At 73.8% G+C, this 16,527-nt stretch carries 16 protein-coding genes; 8 read left to right on the forward strand and 8 right to left on the reverse strand.

Annotated elements, in window-relative coordinates:
• Both ABD54_RS07185 and ABD54_RS07190 read right to left on the reverse strand, forming a co-directional pair.
• A partial coding sequence (locus tag ABD54_RS07185; protein ID WP_047868634.1) for a hypothetical protein occupies nucleotides 1–1,665 on the reverse strand: 1,665 nt, incomplete at its 3' end.
• Between the two features lie 118 nt (nucleotides 1,666–1,783).
• A complete protein-coding gene (locus ABD54_RS07190) occupies nucleotides 1,784–2,899 on the reverse strand; it encodes a winged helix DNA-binding domain-containing protein (RefSeq protein ID WP_047868635.1) in 1,116 nt (371 codons plus the stop codon).
• A 204-nt stretch (nucleotides 2,900–3,103) separates the two neighbouring features.
• On the opposite strand from ABD54_RS07190, the gene ABD54_RS07195 reads away from it, so the two are divergent.
• Nucleotides 3,104–3,700 carry a GNAT family N-acetyltransferase gene (locus ABD54_RS07195; RefSeq protein WP_047868636.1) on the forward strand — a complete coding sequence of 199 codons (597 nt, stop codon included), beginning with the start codon at nucleotides 3,104–3,106 and terminating at the stop codon, nucleotides 3,698–3,700.
• 262 nt (nucleotides 3,701–3,962) lie between these two features.
• Nucleotides 3,963–4,574, forward strand: coding sequence for a hypothetical protein (locus tag ABD54_RS07200; RefSeq protein ID WP_152692015.1), 612 nt, complete (start codon nucleotides 3,963–3,965; stop codon nucleotides 4,572–4,574).
• Nucleotides 4,575–4,688: 114 nt separating this feature from the next.
• On the opposite strand, the gene ABD54_RS07205 is transcribed toward ABD54_RS07200, so the two are convergent.
• A complete protein-coding gene (locus tag ABD54_RS07205) occupies nucleotides 4,689–7,049 on the reverse strand; it encodes a trehalase-like domain-containing protein (protein WP_082166724.1) in 2,361 nt (786 codons plus the stop codon).
• A gap of 489 nt (nucleotides 7,050–7,538) precedes the next feature.
• The gene (locus ABD54_RS07210; protein WP_047868638.1) at nucleotides 7,539–8,195 is read right to left on the reverse strand and encodes a response regulator transcription factor; all 657 of its coding nucleotides are present in this window, start codon (nucleotides 8,193–8,195) and stop codon (nucleotides 7,539–7,541) included.
• 97 nt (nucleotides 8,196–8,292) lie between these two features.
• Here ABD54_RS07210 and alr point away from each other — a divergent pair, with 97 nt between their 5' ends.
• On the forward strand, nucleotides 8,293–9,501 hold the full coding sequence (gene alr, locus ABD54_RS07215) for an alanine racemase (protein WP_200904060.1): 1,209 nt from the start codon (nucleotides 8,293–8,295) through the stop codon (nucleotides 9,499–9,501).
• Nucleotides 9,494–10,546, forward strand: a complete 1,053-nt coding sequence (locus ABD54_RS07220; RefSeq protein ID WP_047868640.1) for a D-alanine--D-alanine ligase family protein — start codon at nucleotides 9,494–9,496, stop codon at nucleotides 10,544–10,546. The genes alr and ABD54_RS07220 overlap by 8 nt, the downstream gene beginning before the upstream one ends.
• 78 nt (nucleotides 10,547–10,624) lie before the next feature.
• On the opposite strand, the gene ABD54_RS07225 is transcribed toward ABD54_RS07220, so the two are convergent.
• Complete coding sequence (locus ABD54_RS07225; protein ID WP_047868641.1) at nucleotides 10,625–11,329, reverse strand: class I SAM-dependent methyltransferase; 705 nt, start codon at nucleotides 11,327–11,329, stop codon at nucleotides 10,625–10,627.
• Nucleotides 11,330–11,559: 230 nt separating this feature from the next.
• Here ABD54_RS07225 and ABD54_RS07230 point away from each other — a divergent pair, with 230 nt between their 5' ends.
• From ABD54_RS07230 to hisG, 3 genes are all read left to right on the forward strand, one after another.
• Nucleotides 11,560–12,393: an SDR family oxidoreductase gene (locus ABD54_RS07230; protein ID WP_047868642.1), complete on the forward strand. Its 834-nt coding sequence runs from the start codon at nucleotides 11,560–11,562 to the stop codon at nucleotides 12,391–12,393.
• A gap of 182 nt (nucleotides 12,394–12,575) precedes the next feature.
• Nucleotides 12,576–12,839 carry a phosphoribosyl-ATP diphosphatase gene (locus tag ABD54_RS07235; RefSeq protein WP_013156366.1) on the forward strand — a complete coding sequence of 88 codons (264 nt, stop codon included), beginning with the start codon at nucleotides 12,576–12,578 and terminating at the stop codon, nucleotides 12,837–12,839.
• 75 nt (nucleotides 12,840–12,914) lie between these two features.
• Nucleotides 12,915–13,769 (forward strand): ATP phosphoribosyltransferase, encoded by an 855-nt coding sequence (hisG, locus tag ABD54_RS07240; protein ID WP_047868675.1) that lies wholly within the window; start codon nucleotides 12,915–12,917, stop codon nucleotides 13,767–13,769.
• Nucleotides 13,770–13,887: 118 nt separating this feature from the next.
• On the opposite strand, the gene ABD54_RS07245 is transcribed toward hisG, so the two are convergent.
• A complete protein-coding gene (locus ABD54_RS07245) occupies nucleotides 13,888–14,364 on the reverse strand; it encodes a DUF6194 family protein (protein ID WP_047868643.1) in 477 nt (158 codons plus the stop codon).
• Nucleotides 14,365–14,427: 63 nt separating this feature from the next.
• Here ABD54_RS07245 and ABD54_RS07250 point away from each other — a divergent pair, with 63 nt between their 5' ends.
• Nucleotides 14,428–15,273, forward strand: coding sequence for a MerR family transcriptional regulator (locus tag ABD54_RS07250; protein ID WP_152692016.1), 846 nt, complete (start codon nucleotides 14,428–14,430; stop codon nucleotides 15,271–15,273).
• Here ABD54_RS07250 and ABD54_RS07255 read toward each other — a convergent pair.
• Together ABD54_RS07255 and ABD54_RS07260 are read right to left on the reverse strand one after the other, a co-directional pair.
• Entirely contained in the window at nucleotides 15,204–16,004 is an 801-nt protein-coding gene (locus ABD54_RS07255) for a MerR family transcriptional regulator (RefSeq protein WP_047868644.1), read from the reverse strand. The genes ABD54_RS07250 and ABD54_RS07255 overlap by 70 nt on opposite strands.
• Before the next feature lie 83 nt (nucleotides 16,005–16,087).
• Complete coding sequence (locus tag ABD54_RS07260; RefSeq protein WP_047868645.1) at nucleotides 16,088–16,492, reverse strand: DoxX family protein; 405 nt, start codon at nucleotides 16,490–16,492, stop codon at nucleotides 16,088–16,090.
• Nucleotides 16,493–16,527 lie beyond the last annotated feature (35 nt).

Genomic DNA, 16,527 nt, shown 5'->3' on the forward strand with positions numbered 1-16,527 from the left:
GGGCTCGGGGCTGCGCCACTCGCTAATCGGCTCCGCGGAGCTCCAGGAGTTCTCCGAAGCGGCCAGGGGCCAGGGCCGGGCCCGGTCCGTGCTCTCGTCGGCCTCCGTGGGGGTCCGGAAGCCCAGCGGCTCGGGGCTGCGCCACTCGCTCATCGGCTCCGCGGGTTCGGCGGCGCCCCAGGAGTCCGGTCCCTCCACCTCTCCTCCGGACCGCCAGGGCCCCTGCGGACCCGGGAGCGGGTCCGAGAAGGGGTCCGAGAGCGGGTCCGCGAGCGGATCCCCGGGCCGGGGGGCCTCCGGCGGTTCCGAAGACGTCCGGGAGGGCAGCGGGTCGGCGGCCCAAGGGCGGGGTTCGGGCGCTTCGGCCCCGGACGGCTCACCCCGGTCCTGCGACGGGTCACCCCACGGCTCCGGCGGGGACTGCGGCCGCTCGGCCGCGGTGCCGCTCTCCCCGGTAAGCAGGTCGTCATCGGCCTCCGGTTCCAGCGACCGGAACGAGGCCGACATCGGGCCCGAGTCCACCTCGGCGAAGTGCGCGGCCACACCGAAGTGGCGGGGCGCCTGCGTCCGGTGGGTCCCGGTCTCGTCGTGCTCGATCGGCGGCGCCATCGGATGGCGCACCGAACCGGCCATGTGGATCCGGTTCCACCACGCGGCCGCGTCCTCGTGGCGCAGCTCCTCCAGCACCTCCAGCGACCCGGGGATGTGGGGGTGCCTGCGCCCGGCCCGCCAGGAGTGGCTGAGCGACTGCGGTTCCAGCACCAGCACCCGCGTGCCGTCGACCAGCGGGATGTCCCCGGGGAGCGCCTCGTTGCCCACCCACGTGCCGTCGCCGCCGACCAGGTCCCACTCGCCGCGCACCACGTCCGCCAGCGGGTCCACCGGCGCGTCCAGGCACGCGGCGGTCCAGCGGGGGTCGGGCCGGGTGCCGGGCACCAGCCGTCCCTCCTTGCCGATCAGCGCGTCCGCGAGCAGCGTGTGCAGCTGGAAGTTGTCGCCGATCCCGTCGAAGCGCACCTGGAAGCCCCGGCGCGAGGTCCGGTCCAGTACCAGGAGCGTGCTCGCCTCCGCCATCCGCAGCAGTTCGTTCACCTCGACGAACTCGCTGAGCTGTGTGGACAGCGCGTGCACGATCTGGGTCAGCCCCTCCAAGGCGCTGGCGTCGGCGCGCACGGCCGCCCGCACCCCGGGGTCGCCCAGCATGGCCTTGGCCGCCAGCCCGTAGCGCAGGGACGTCCACCAGCCCACGGTGGCCAGCGGGGCGTTGTCACCGAGGACCTCCTCGACGCGCTGCTCGTCGGCCGCCGACACGTCGTTGGGCGCTGGCAGCCGTCCGCCGCCGGTCTTGTCCCACGCGTGCATGAAGGCGACTGCGGCCTGACCGTAACTTCCGAGCTGGCGCAGCACCTCCAGCCCCACCTGTCCCGCGGGCGCTCCGGCCTCCACGAGGGCGCCGGCCAGGACGGCGAGGTCGGCCGCGATCCCGGCGACGGGTTCACTGTCGCCCAGGACCGGGGCCAGCGCCTCCATGGCGATGGCGAGTTCTTCGACGGGTACCTGGGAGGACAGCCGGAACACGTCGTGCACGGCCGCCGGAAACGCGGGTGCCTGGCTGGCTGCGGTGTCGAGCACGCGTTGGAACGCGGCACGGAACTCATCGGTCACCTGTGAATCCTTCCATATCCACACGTAGTGTCCGTGGTCCGGTCACATGCGTCGATGTCGGACACCGGAAGAACCCCGTCGGGAAGGATCCGTCGGGGGCCACGGGTACGTGCGGCGGTCAGGCGGGCGACGCGAACCGGACCTCGTGCGCGTCGCGCTCCGGCGCCAGGAAAGCAAGCAGCCGCAGACCCTCGGCCTCGGCCTCCTCGCGGTCGGCGGCCCCGATCTGCCGGAACGGCGTCACCTCAACGGTTGCCGTCCCCTTGGCGCGGACCACCTTCCAGGAGCCGCGCACCCGGCCGTCCACGAGCACCGTGGCGGGCGGCATCCCGTTGCGGGAGGCGAGCCGCCCCAGATCCTCGGCGCAGAGCATCCGGCCGCGGTCGGCGTGGCCGCGCAGCACGTTGTCGAAGTCGTAGAGGAAGCGGACCGGCGCCGGGACGTCCGGTCCCGGGCGCGGGGCGTCGGGGAGGTCGAACAGCTCGGCGCCGTCCTCGCCGCGCAGGACCACGAGCCGCTCGCGCAGGCGGTCGACCACCGCGCGCAGCCGGGTCAGCCCGGACCAGGCCTGCACGTCCTTCACGGTGGCCGGCCCGAACGCGGCCAGGTAGCGCAGCACGAGCGCCTCCGGATCGGGCTCGGCGTCCATGGCCAGACCGGTCCAGGTGTCGGCTGGGGCGAACGCGGGCGGCCCCGAGGAGCCCCACACCCCGCGCGGGGGGATCTGCACTACGGGCAGCAGGGAGCGCACCGCGTAGGACAGGTCGTCACCGGGGACCCCGGGCCACCGCTCGGCCAGGCGCGCGCCCAGCTCGCCGGGGGTGAGCGGCTGCTCCACCAGCAGGGCGCGCCCGGCGTCCGCCACGGCGTCCAGGTCGGTTCCGGCGGTGGCCTTCCCGTGAGCGCTGTGCGCCAGGCCGCTGGCGATGACGGGCTGGACCGTGGGCCGCAGCGCGCGGAAGTCCTGGGGGGTGACCAGGTGCAGGGTGCCGCGCATGAGGGTGGCGCGGACGAGTTCGCCGTCGGTGAGCTGGCGCCCGACGTCCTCGGGGGACGGGTCCTCGATCCGGTTCTGGAGCCCGACGTACCAGGTGTGCGTGGTCTGCGCCTGGAGGCCGACCAGGTGGGAGACGACCTCGGTCACCGGGCGGTCCACGCGCCGCAGGAGGAACTGGCGGGCGAGGGTGGCGCGGTTGAGCGCACGCGGGGAGAGGACGGTGTCGGTGGCGGCCATCGCTCGGCTCCTCCAGGATTGCCGGTCGGTCGGGGCACACTACCGGCCGGGTCCGACGGGCGGGCGTCGCGCGCGAGGCGGCCCGTTGCGTTCCCGGGCGGCGAGCGGGGCGGCGGCCGTGTGGGGTACCCCACTCGACGGGCGGCCCGGGGGGCGACACTACAATCCGCAACGGACATAACGCCGTACATCGGAGGAGTGCCCATGCCGTGGTCCGAGCAGTCGCGTGTCCGGTTGGAGAACGAGCACGTGCTGCTCACTCCCCTCGTGGAGACGGACCGCGAGGGGTGGCGCGAACAGGCCATGGACTCCGACATCTGGACGCACTTCGTGACCCGTGTGGACGACGAGGCGAGCTTCGTCCGGTTCTTCTACTCCTGCCTGGCCGCCAGCGACGGCGGGGAGCGCTCCACGTTCACCGTCACCGACAAGGCGAGCGGGAGCATCGCGGGCAGCATGAGCTACGGGCACATGTCCGAGCCCGACCTGCGGCTGGAGGTCGGCAGCTCCTGGCTGGGGCGCGACTTCAGGGGCCGGGGGGTCAACCACTGGTCCAAGTACCTGCTGCTGCGGCACGCCTTCGAGGAGATGGGCGCGGAGCGGGTCGAGTTCAAGACCGACGTGCTCAACGAGCGGGCCCGGCGCGGCCTGCGCTCCATCGGAGCCACGGAGGAGGGCGTCCTGCGCAGCTACAACGTCATGCCGGGCGGACGCCGCCGGGACGCCGTGTACTACTCGGTGCTGCGCAACGAGTGGCCGGGCGTGCGCGAGCGCCTGGAGGAGGGCCCGCGCTTCCGGTGAGGTCCGCGTCCGCGGCGGACGGGTCCTCCCGCCCGATTCCGGACCGGCGGATGATTAGGTCGCCCGGCAGAGGGAAGACACCAGAACCAACACCGCCCCCCGGTGTCACGGGCGGCTCCCATCCCCTGGGAGCCGCCCGCTCTGTGTGCGCGGTTCGAACACGGTTGCAGCCCGGGAGGGAACCGTTTCCGCCCCGCGGAAGTCGTAGACACGAAACATCCCTCGTCCCGCTCACGGCCCCGACCGGGAAGGCTTCTCCCCCGTGAACCCCCACACTCCCGCACCTCCGATGCCCGGCCCGCTCAAGGCGGTCCGCGTCATCCTCATCATCCGGATCGTGCTCGCCGCCGTCATCTACTCCCTGGCCCTCATCGGCCTCGTCGCCCTCGCCAACCTGCCCAGCGCGCAGGTCGAGGCGGAGATGGACACGGGGGTGGGCGGCCTCGCGGCCATCCTGCTCTTCAGCCTGGCCCTCACGGCCTTCGAGGTCTACGTCGTGGTCGCCCTGGGCAAGGGCGGGAACAGGGCGCGCACGCTCGTGCTCGTCGTCGTGGCTCTGGGGTTCGCCAGCGCGCTCCTCAACCTGCTCACCGACGCGTCCAACCCGGCCCTGGGCGTGGTCCTGATGGCGGTCATCCTGCTGCTCATCCGGACCGGGAGCGCCCAGGAGTGGTTCCGCGTGACCGACCCCGGCCACCAGCCCCTCCCGGGCGGATACCCGGGCCAGGGCGGGTACCCGGCTCAGCCGGGCCAAGGCGGACACCTCGACGGCGGCGGACGGCCCGGTCACCCCGGTCACCCCGGGCACCCGGGGCAGCCGGGGCAGCCGGGCTACGGCGGCCGGCCCGGCCAGGCGGGCCCCTCCGGTCACTGACCGTGCCCCGCCGGACGCCGCGGGTCCGCACCGCCGCGAAGGGGCGTCCGCGGATGCGCTCCCACGGCCCCCACGGGCCCGGGAGCGCGCCGCGGACGCCCCGGCGGTTCCTTCTCAGAGGCGGTCGAGCAGCTGGGCGCAGCGGATCAGGCCCAGGTGCGAGTACGCCTGCGGGTGGTTGCCCAGCGCCCGCTCGGTGACCGGGTCGAACTCCTCCGGGATGAGCCCGGTCGGTCCGGCGCAGTCCACCAGGTGCTTGAACAGCTCGTCCGCCTCCGCGCGGCGGCCGGTCAGCAGGTACGCCTCGATCAGCCACGCGGTGCACAGGTGGAAGCCGCCCTCGCCGCCCGGCAGGCCGTCGTCGCGGTGGTACCGGTACACGGTCGGGCCGCTGCGCAGCTCCGCCTCCACAGCGGTCACGGTGGCCTGGAAGCGCTCGTCGGCCGGGTCGATCAGCCCGGACAGGCCGATGTGCAGGGACGCGGCGTCCAGGTCGGTGCCGTCGTAGGCGGTGGTGAAGGCCTGCGCCTCCTCGTTCCAGCCCTTGTCCAGCACCTCGGCGGCGATGCCGTCGCGCAGGTCCGGCCAGGACGGGTCCACCTCGCGGCCGTAGGCGCGGGCCAGGCCGACGGCGCGGTCCAGGGTCACCCAGCACATCACCTTGGAGTAGACGCGCTGGCGGGGCTCGTCGCGCTCCTCCCAGATGCCGTGGTCGGGCTCGTGCCAGCGGCGGGCGACCGCCTCGGCCATCGACCGCACCAGGTCCCAGTCGCGGTCGGCCAGGGTGCCGCGTACCGAGGACAGCTTCTCGATCAGTTCCACGACGGGGCCGAACACGTCCAACTGCACCTGGTGGTCGGCCAGGTTGCCGATCCGCACCGGCCGCGAGCCCGCGTACCCCGACAGCGACTCGACGACCTCCTCCGGACCCAGATTGGTGCCCCGCAGCGAGTACAGCGGGCGCAGCGTCTCCGGGCCGGGCAGCGAGTCCACGACCCGGTGCACCCAGTCCAGGAACTCCTCGGCCTCGGCGGTCGAGCCCAGGGAGACCAGCGACTGCACGGTCAGGGCGCCGTCGCGCAGCCAGCAGTACCGGTAGTCCCAGTTGCGGACGCCGCCGATCTCCTCGGGCAGCGAAGTGGTCGCGGCGGCCATCACGCCCCCGGAGGGGGTGCACAGGCCGCGCAGGGTGAGCGCGGAGCGCGCCGCCAACTGCTGGGCGGTGTCGGGCAGCGTGAGACCGTCGAGCCAGCGCGACCAGTGCTCGCCGGAGGTCCGCTGGCGCTCAGACTCGGGCAGTGTGCCGCGCACGAGGGAGTCCGTGCCGCAGCGCAGCTCCAGCACCACGGGCTGCTCCGAGCGCGGGTGGACGACCGCGCGGGCGATGTCGGAGACGCCGTCGTGGTCGATCTCCCACTCCACGCCGGGCGAGTACAGGGCCATCGGGAAGTCGGCCCCCTCGACGATCAGGCCGTCCTCCCGCCGCGTGATGCGCACCTGTGCGCGGCCGAAGTCGGGCCGGGGGGCGAACTCCACCGTGGCCGGGGTGACACCGCTGATCACCCGGATCAGGTCGGTGCGCCCCTGCGGGGTGCCGTGGGCGAGGTAGTCGGTGACGTCCATGCGCGACCACCGGGTGCGCACTGTCATGGTGCCGGGCAGGTAGCGCTGGCCCAGCGGACGGCCGCCGTGGGCGGGGGCGACGGCGAACACGCCCGCCTGACGGCCGCCCAGGACCTCGGCGAACACGGCGTTCGAGTCGGGCTCGGGGTGGCAGAACCACAGCAGGCGCGCGTCCGGGCCGACGAGGGCCACGGAGCCCTGGTTGGAGAGCATCGACATGCGCTCGATGGGCGTGGGGCGCTCGCCGAAGACCCAGAAGCGGCGCTCGGCGGCCAGCGCGGACAGCAGGGCCGCGGCGGTCGGGGTGTCGGCCACGCGGTGGGAGGCCACTGTGGGCCCCTCGCCGACCCGCACGCCCGTGTCGGCGCCGGTCAGCCGCGTGAAGACGGGCTCCTCGCCCTCGCCGCCGCCGATGTAGAGGATGGCGGTGGCCTCGACCTGGGCGCTCAGCAGCTCCAGGGCGGCGGCCTTGTCCGAGGGCGAGTCGGCGGTGCGGTGGTCGGGGTCGACGGTCACGTCGGTGTCGAACTCGGTGCCGTGGGCGCCCACGAGGCGCACCTCGGCGGGCAGGCGCGAGAGCGCGGCCAGGTCGCGCAGGGGACGGCCGGAGATGACCGCGCACACGGTGCCGGGCAGGTCGGCCAGGTCGCGCAGCGCGCGCAGGGCCTCCGGCAGCGGGCGCCGGTCGGCCGGGTCGACCGTGGAGAGGGCGCCGTCGTAGTCGCAGGCGACCAGGAGCCGCGAGGTTCTGGCGAGGGCGGAGACGCGTTGCCTGACGTCCACGGGCATGAGCGCGGGAGCGGTGTCCTCCGGGACGCCCGGAACCGCTTCGACCGCTTGGGTGACCGTCACGCTGCCTCCTCCGTTGGTCCGCGTTGACCTGGGGAATCGGATGATCTGTCGGATTGTGCGCGCATGCTTCTGGTCCACGCTGATACGGGTGTGCGCAAAAGGTGGGCCCAGGGCTTGTGGCGCGGGATGGGACTTCCGGGGACGTCAGAGGGATCCTCAGGAGCTCTTCACGTGTGCGTCGGCGAGAGGTGGTGCCGAACGCAAAGATCCGGTCCGCAAGAAGTCAACGCGAGACTACCTGCGTCGCACCGGTACCTGCGACCTCAGATTCCAGTGATGCAGGTCACGAATCAGTCGCAAAACAGGGCAGAGGGGGCGGATCCCGACTCGGGCGAGCCCGTGATCACCCACCGTCGCGGAGGATCGGGGCGGCGGAGGGGAGCGCGTGCGCTCCGGCGGCGCGGGACGGGCCGCCGGACACGTCGGTGCTCGGTGGCGGACCCCGGCCACCGCCCGGCCCGTCGGTCCCCGCTCCGCCCGGACCCCGGGTCACCTCAGCCGGTAACCCACCCGGGGCACGGTCTGGATGGGGTTCGGGGCGCCCAGCTTGCGCCGCAGGGAGCGGATGGTCACGCGCACGATGGTGGTGAACGGATCGATGTTCTCGTCCCACACCCTCTCCAGCAGCGCCTCCGCCGACACCGGGGCGCCGTCGGCGCGCAGCAGCTCCTCCAGCACCCCGAACTGCTTGGGCGACAGGTGCAGGGGCCTGCCGTCGCGGGAGGCCTCGTAGCGGGTGGAGTTGAGCCGCAGGCCCGAACGCTCCAGAACCGGCGGTTCGGCCCTGCCGGGCCGCCGGGCCAGGGCGCGGACCCGTGCGATCATCTCCTCGCGGTCGAGGGGCCTGATGAGGTAGTCGTCCGCGCCCAGCTCGAAACCGGCGAGCCGCTCCTCCGGGCTGGTGGGAGAACTCACCATGAGCACCCGCACCTGGCCGTGCAGGGTGGTGGCCGCGCGGCACACCTCGTTCCCGCTCAACCCCGGCAGCGTCCGTTCGAGCAGCATGACCCCGTACTCGTTGACGGCGAGCTTGTACAGCGCCGTCTCCCCGTCCGGGGCGGTGTCCACGGCGAAGCCGGCCTCCCGCAGCCATGAGGCGGTCGGCTGTGCGGGGTCCTCTCCGTGGTCCACGACCAACACCCTCATACGCTCTTCCTTCTCCCTCCGCGCTCGGCAGGCGTCTTCCGGGGGCGGGGGCGGCGCTCACGCTCTGTTCACAGCGCGTCGTGTCTACTTCTTGGTCATGCCGTCGACCGACCCCGGGGAGCGCTCGCTCCACGTCCCCGGACACCCGGCCTCGCCCCTGGGTGAGGCCCTCGTTGATATAAGCGCGATCGCCCACAATGTACGGTTCATGGCAAAGCGGACCAATTCCGAAATTCTTGCCGTCGTCAAGGCGAACGGCTTCGGCCACGGGGCCGTGGAGGTGGCCCGCGCGTCCCTGGAGGCCGGAGCGACCTGGCTGGGCGTGACCTCACTGGAGGAGGCGCTCGCCCTGCGCCGCGCCGGGCTGCGCACCCCCGTGCTGTGCTGGCTGCACCGCGCCGACCAGGACTTCGACTCAGCCGTCGCCGCCGACGTGGACCTGTCCGTCCCCTCGGTCGGCCACCTGCGCGCCGTGGCCGACGCCGCCGTGCGCACGGGCCGTGTCGCGCACGTCCACCTCAAGGCCGACACCGGGCTGAGCCGCAACGGCGCGCCGCCGGAGGCCTGGCCCGGGCTGGTCGGACTGGCCCGCGTGCTGGAACTGGACGGCCTGGTCCGGGTGCGCGGCGTCTGGTCGCACCTGGCCTCCGCCGACCTGCCCGGCGCGGCGACCACCGCGCAGCAGGTCACCGCCTTCGAGGGGGCGCTCTCCCAGGCGCGCGCGGCCGGGCTCGACCCGTCGCTGCGGCACCTGGCCAACACGGCCGCGATCCTCAACGAACCCGCCACCCACTTCGACCTGGTCCGGGCCGGGGTCGGCCTCTACGGAGTGGAGCCCGTCGAGGGCAGGCGCTTCGGCCTGCGCCTGGCCATGACCCTGCGCGCCCGGGTGGCCATGGTCCGGCGGGTCCCCGCTGGGACTGGCGTCAGCTACCACCACGCCTACACCACCTCGCGCGAGAGCCTGCTCGCCCTCGTTCCGCTCGGCTACGCCGACGGCGTACCCCGCGCGGCGGGGGACCGGGCCTACGTGTGGATCGCCGGACGGCGGTGCCCCGTGGCCGGACGCATCGCCATGGACCAGTTCGTGGTCGACGTCGGCGGCATGGACGTGCGCGAGGGCGACGAGGTGGTCGTGTTCGGCCCCGGCGACCGAGGCGAGCCCACCGTCGAGGAGTGGGCCGACTGGGCCGGAACCATCCCCCACGAGATTCTCACCGGCGTGGGCGCGCGCGTGCCCCGCCTCCACCAGGACCTGGCGCGGCCCGTGCCGCGCGTACCGAGCAAGGAGAGATCGAGTGCCTGAGGCAAGGACACGCGTCGCCGTCGTCTTCGGTGGACGCAACGGGGAGTACGACGTCTCGTGCGCGTCGGCGCTGTCGGTTCTGGCCCACCTGGACCGCGAGCGGTACGAGGCCGTCCCGGTGCGGATCACGCGCGCCGGTGCGTGGGTGGTGGGCGCCGACACCGACGACCCCGCCGCGCTGGACGCCGAGCGCCTGCTGGCCCTGACCCCCGAGCCCGGCGGCGGGGAGGAGCGGCGCACGGGCGACGGCCTGGGCGAGGCGATCCTCGCGCTGGGCGAGGCGGACGTGGTCTTCCCCGTCATCCACGGCCCCTACGGCGAGGACGGCACGATCCAGGGGATGCTCGAACTCCTGGGAGTGCCGTACGTGGGCAACGGCGTGCTCGCCAGCGCCGCCGGTATGGACAAGGCGACCACCAAGACGCTGCTGCGCGCGGCCGGGCTGCCGGTCGCGCGGGACGTGGTGCTGCGCGGACCGGACGACGAGGTCTCGCCGCAGGAGCGCGCCGAGCTGGGGCTGCCCGTGTTCGTCAAGCCCGCGCGCAGCGGCTCCAGCCTGGGGGTGACGCGGGTCGGCGACTGGTCGGAGCTGGAGGCCGCCGTCAAGACCGCGCGCGAGTTCGACACCAAGGTCCTGGTGGAGGAGGCGGTCGTCGGCCGCGAGGTCGACCTGGCCGTCCTGGAGCTGCCCGACGGCGCGCTCAAGGCCGGGCCGCCGCTGGAGATCCGGGTCGCGGACGCGGAGCGCTTCTTCGACTACGACACCAAGTACGGGGGCGACGCGGTCTTCGACATCCCCGCCGACCTGCCGGTCGGGCTCCGGACGCAGTTGAGCGACCTCGCCCTGGGAGTGTTCGAGGCGGTCGGCTGCTCCGGTCTGCTGCGCGTGGACTTCTTCCTGCGCGGGGGCACCGAACCCGTCGTCAACGAGGTCAACACCCTGCCCGGGTTCACCGCGCACTCGCAGTACCCCCAGATCTGGCGGGCGGCGGGCCTGGAGTACCCCGAGCTGCTGGACAGCCTCATCCGGACCGCGCTGGCCTGAGGGCCGAGCGCGCCCCGGGCAACGCAGGGGCCCGCCACGAGTGTGGCGGGCCCTGTCAGCGGCTGCGGGGGAGCGGGTTCAGCCCCTCCCCGGCTTGCGCAGGTGGTGCACCCACGCGGGCGGGACGTTGGCGAACACCTTCTCGGAGCCGATGCCGTAGCGGTCGATCCACTCCTGGACCAGCCAGCTCGTGCGGGCCTGGCGCAGGTAGTCCTCGCGGCGGGCGATGACCGCCTTGACCTCCTTGGTGTACAGGTACCCGTAGAAGGACATGGTGCCGCCCGGTTCGAGCACCTCGAAGTAGTAGTCCAGGATCTCCCGGACGGCGTCGGCGGTGAAGTTCGCGAACGGCAGGCCCGACACGATCACGTCGTAGGACCGGTCGGTGCCCATGTCGTTGACGAGCTTGGCGTGCACGCGGGAGGCGTCGGCCACCCGCGACATGGCCGGGTCGGTCTTGAGCAGTCCCTCCACGTGGGCGGCGAACTCGGGGTTGGCCTCCACCAGGTCCAGGGTGTCCCCCGGCTGCATCGAGGCGGCGATCCCGCGGCTGATCGCTCCGGTCCCGGCTCCGGCCTCCAGGATGCGCAGCGGGCGGTCGGGTTCGGGTCGGCGCCGGACGTACTCGGCCATCGCACGCGCCAGCGCACCGCTGCTGGGGAGGATGGAACCGGTGGCGTGGAAGGTGCGCAGCGCCTGGCTGAAGAACAGTCGGGTGTCACGCAGGCGCTCGTCCAACCTCAGGGAGGAAAGGGGTCCGGCAGGGCTGTGGGTCTCGGACATACACGCACGCTAACGCCTCACCCCTCCCGGAAGGGAGTCGGCGCGGCCGCGTTCTGGGAAAAACCATGTGAAACCGTGTGTGTCCATGCCCACCGCGCGAGGGGGAACTCCGGTGCCGAGGGGAGCGCCGCGCGGGCCGGGGCGCCGCAGGGCGCCGCCGCGCGCGCACTCCGCTCCGGCGCCCGACGAGGCCCCTGTCCCCGCGTCCGGCGACGGCCTACCCTGGGGGGATGAGCGAACCGGCCAGCACCTCCGAGACCCCCGCCCACCCACGGACCGCGCTGGTCACCGGGGCCTCCACCGGGATCGGCGAGGAGTACGCCCGCAGGCTCGCCGAACGCGGCTACTCCCTCGTCCTCGTCGCCCGCCGGGGCGAACTCCTGGAGGCCCTCGCCGAGGAGATCGGCGGACGCTACGGGGTCGGCGTCCAGCCCCTGCCCGCCGACCTGGGCGCCGTCGAGGGCCTCTCGCTCGTCGCCGAACGCCTGTCCGCCGACGGCAGCGGCGACGAGGCCCCCGTGGACCTGCTCGTCAACAACGCCGGGCGGGGCGACGGCGGCCCCTTCGCCGAGCAGGAGCCCTCCGAGATCGACGCCATGATCGACCTCAACGTGCGCGCGGTCCTCCAGTTGACCCGCGCCGTCCTGCCGGTGCAGATCGCCCGCCGCGGGAGCCTGCCGAGCCGGACCAGGCTCGGCGTCATCAACCTGTCCTCCGTCGCGGGCGAGATCACCGCCAACCCCGGAGGCTCGGTGTACGGGGCGGGCAAGAAGTTCGTGTCCCTGTGGAGCGAGAGCGTGGCCGCCGAGGTCGCCGAGCACGGCGTGCACGTCACCGCGGTCCTGCCGGGCTTCGTGCGCACCGACATGACCAGGGGCGTCCAGGAGAGCGGGATGCCCGCGTTCGCGTTCGTCCCCAAGGAGCAGGTCGTGCGCGAGTCCCTCACCGCCTGGGCGGCCGGGCGCTCCAGCGTCGTGGCCGGGGCCCAGTACAAGGCGGCCACGGGGCTGCTGCGCTTCATCCCCAAGCCGATCGTGCGCGCCGCCGCCCGCAGGGTGTGGTGAGCCGGGCGAGGGCACGGCGGACCGGGCGCGACGGCCGCCCCGCGCCGGGACGGTCCCGGCGCGGGGCGGCGCGGTGTGGCGCACGCCGCCGCCCACATGATGAGACATCCCCGCGAGGGTGCGGCACCGGGGCGCCGGACCGCCTACGCTGGTAGCGCATCTGTCTGTCGAGGAAAGACACCATGAAGACCTTCGAAGAGCTGTTCGCAGAGCTGTCCGAGAAGGCGCGTTCCCGCCCCGAGGGCTCCGGGACCGTCGCCCAGCTCGACGCCGGCGTCCATGCCATCGGCAAGAAGGTCGTCGAGGAGGCGGCGGAGGTCTGGATGGCCGCCGAGTACGAGTCGGACGACCAGGCAGCCGAAGAGATCTCGCAGCTCCTCTACCACCTCCAGGTCCTGATGCTGGCCCGCGGCCTGCGTCTGGAGGACGTCTACAAGCATCTGTAGGCCGACGCGCCGCCCGCGCGCATCCGGCCACCGACGCCACGTCCCCGTACACGCAGCCACGAGAAAGCCGTGAACATGCCCGACATGCTGAGAATCGCCGTGCCCAACAAGGGCCAGCTCTCCGAACCCGCCGTGGAGATGCTCCGCGAGGCCGGGTACCGGCAGCGCAAGAGCAGCCGCGACCTGGTCATGATCGACCCCGACAACGACACCGAGTTCTTCTTCCTGCGCCCCAAGGACATCGCCGTCTACGTCGGCGAGGGCATCCTCCAGGCGGGGATCACCGGCCGCGACATGCTGCTTGACTCCGGGGCCGCCGTGGACGAGGTCCTGCCGCTGGGCTTCGGCGGCTCCACCTTCCGCTTCGCCGCGCCCGGCGGCGCCGGCATGGAGGTGTCCGACCTCAACGGCAAGCGCGTCGCCACGTCCTTCGACGGCCTCCTGCGCTCCTACCTGGACGAGCAGGGCGTCGACGCCCGCGTCATCCACCTGGACGGCGCGGTCGAGAGCTCCGTCCAGCTCGGCGTCGCCGACGCCGTCGCCGACGTGGTCTCCACCGGCACCACCCTGCGCCAGGCGGGCATGGAGACCTTCGGCGAGCCGATCCTGGTCTCCGAGGCGGTGGTCATCCGCCCGTCCGGGGCCCCCGAGAACCCCAAGTTCGACACGCTGTTGCGCCGTCTGCGCGGTGTCCTGGTCGCCCGCGACTACGTGATGATGGACTACGACGTGCACGCCGAGCGCCTGGAGGCGGCGGTCGCGCTCACCCCGGGCATGGAGGGGCCGACGGTCTCCCCGCTGCACCGGGAGGGCTGGGTCGCGGTCCGCTCGATGGTGCCGAGCAAGGACGCCCAGCGGATCATGGACGACCTGTGGCAGCTCGGCGCCCGCGCCATCCTGGTCACCGACATCTACGCCTGCCGCCTGTAGGCGGTGTCCTGAACACCGGACCGGCGGGGGCCGGCGTCACGCCGTCCCCCACCGCTCCTTCGGTGCCGCACGGGATGTCCGCGCCCCTCCCAGCCGCCCCCGGGCCCGACACCGCCCGTCAGTCCGGCTCCGTCCCGGTGCGCCGCTGACGGCGCGCGCGGGCGAGGCCGTGGGCGGTGCGCAGCAGCTCCCGGGCCGCCTCCCCGGTCCGCGGCCCGGGGTTCACCACGGAGAGCCAGCCCAGGCCGCCGTAGACGGGGTGCGCCACCACCGTGTCCGCCGCGCCCGGGTCCGCGCCCGGGTCGGCCGGTTCGCGCGGCTCACGGCCCGTCCAGCTCACGAAGGCCTCCCTTCCGGCGGCGACGTTCAGCCGGAAGGCGCCGGGCCGGTCCAGCCGCGACGCCCGGTCGTCGGGGTAGTCCTTCGTCACGACCGTCGCGAAGGGCTGGGCCGCGGTGGGAACGGCGCCGTCGGGCGCGTAGTAGAAGAACGTGTCGCCCCAGCTGATCTCGGGCGAGCCGTCGCCCGGCCCCGGTCTGAGGGTCAGCACGCCCTCCAGGCTCCCGAGGAACGCGGTGATCTCTTCGATGCTCATGCGTTCCAGCGTTACATTCATGTGCTTGTGGAGGCTTTTCCCCGAGGAGTGCGAGGTGGGGGAGTGGGAAGTCGCAAATCGACCGCCCTGCGCACGATCGACGTCGCCCGGCGCTCGGGGTACTCCGTCCAGCAGGTGCGCAACCTCGAACGCGATGGCGTACTGCCCCCGGCGGCGCGCACGGCCTCGGGCTACCGGGTCTACGCCGAGGCCCACGTGCGTTCGGCCCTGGCCTACCGGGCCCTCGCGGCCGGGACCGGCCCGGTCGAGGCCGGGCGGATCGTGCGCGCCGCGCACGGGTATCCGGCCTCGGACCTGCTCGCCCTCCTGGACGCCGCGCACGCCCGGCTCCACACCGAGCGACGGGAAATCGGACTGGCCAGGGAGGCCGCGGAGGCGATCGCCGCGGAGACGGTCGGGGACGTCCGCCCGGCGGACTCCATGGGCGTCTCAGAGCTCGCCGCGGCGCTCGGTGTCCGGCCCTCGACGCTGCGGCACTGGGACGCCGAGGGGCTCGTCGTGCCCGGCCGCGCCTCCCCCGGCGGAGCGCGGAGGTACTCGCCCGCCGACGCCCGGGACGCGCGGATCGTCCACCAGTTGCGCATGGCCGGTTACCGCGTCGCACCGCTGCGCACCCTGATGCCGCAGTTGCGCCGCGCCCACCGGTGGGACGAGGTGACGGCCGCGCTGGCCGCCCGGGACGCGAGCATCGACACCCGGTCGGCGGCCCTGTTCGAAGGCGCCGCCGCGCTCGGCGCCCTGCTGCGGCCGACGCGGGCCCCGGACACGGGGCACGAGGACACGGAAGCCCCGGGTGCGGGAGCCGGGTCCGCGGGCCCTCACTCCGGAGCATCCGCCAGGGGCCGCAACCCGACGGCGAACTCCACGCCTCCGTCGTACTCCGACTGACGGAGGGCGCCCACGTCGGCGAACACGCCCTCGACCTCGTGCCCGAACAGGTGGGTCAGTGCCAAGGTGAGGCCGCCGAGGCTCTCCCGGCCGGGGATCAGCAGCCGGACCTCGGTGCCCTCCGCGTACTCCACCAGCTCCACGCCCTCCGGCAGCGGGTGCGGGGAGGGCCCGGCCTCCGCGACCGGCACGCACACCCGGTAGCCCGCTTCGTCCGCCCTCGGCTCCAGGCTCTTCCACCACCGTCCGTCGGCGCGCCACCCGCGCTCGTCGGCCAGCGCGCCGAGCCGCGCGGCCAGGGCGTGCGCCTCGGCGCGCTCCCGGTCCAGGTCGAAGCCGCCGTCCGGGGAGAGCGCGGCCACCCCCGTGAGGGCCGTGCGCGCCCGCCGGGGCCGCACCTCCACCTCCGGCTTCCACGCCAGGACCGCGAGGGCCTCCGCCAGCGCCCGGTCCTGGTCCTCCCGCTCGCGCCGGAGGTCCTCGGCGTGCCGGCGCAGCGCGTCCGGGGCCAGGCCGGGGTCGTCCACCACACGCCGGACGGTGTCCAGGCCCATGCCCGCGCGGCGCAGGGCGGCGATCTGCCCGGCGCGCTCGATCTGGTCGACGCCGTACCAGCGGAACTGGGTGTCCTCGTCCACGCGGGCCGGTACCAGCAGCCCGAGGGAGTGGTAGTGGCGCAGCGCCTTGTGCGAGAGGCCGGTGAGTTCACTGAAGGAACCGATGGGAAGCATGGTTCCACTGTGGCTCCTCACCCAAGGGGAGGGGCAAGCGGGCGCTCCGGGCCCGCCGACGCCCCGGCGCGGGCTGCCGCCGGTCAGCCCTCCCGGTCCCCGCGGCGGGCCTGGAGGGCGGCCCAGACGAGCGGGATCTGGAGCGGCACGCGGCCCCAGGCCAAGAGGCGGTTGTCGGCCGGGCCCCGGAGCCTGCCCGTGCCCGAGTCGAGGGCCATCTGGACGTTGGCGGGCCACACGGCGAGCAGCAGGGCCGCGCTCGCCGGTCCGGCCCACGCCCTGCGCGTCAGCAGCCCCGCGCCGCAGACCAGCTCGGCCGCGCCGCTGCCGTAGACCCACGCTCGCGGCGCGGGCAGGCAGCGGGGCATGATCGCCTGGAAGGGCCCGGGCGCCGCGAAGTGCAGCACGCCCGAAGCCGCGAACAGGCCGCCGAGGGCGTAGGGAGCGGCCCCGCGCACCCGGTCCCGCAGGCGGCTTGACAACTTCATCGAGACTCCTTCGGTGGGGTGGATGCCGACCCTAC

Source organism: Nocardiopsis sp. RV163 (assembly GCF_001029525.1).
In the GTDB taxonomy this organism is placed as follows: domain Bacteria; phylum Actinomycetota; class Actinomycetes; order Streptosporangiales; family Streptosporangiaceae; genus Nocardiopsis; species Nocardiopsis dassonvillei.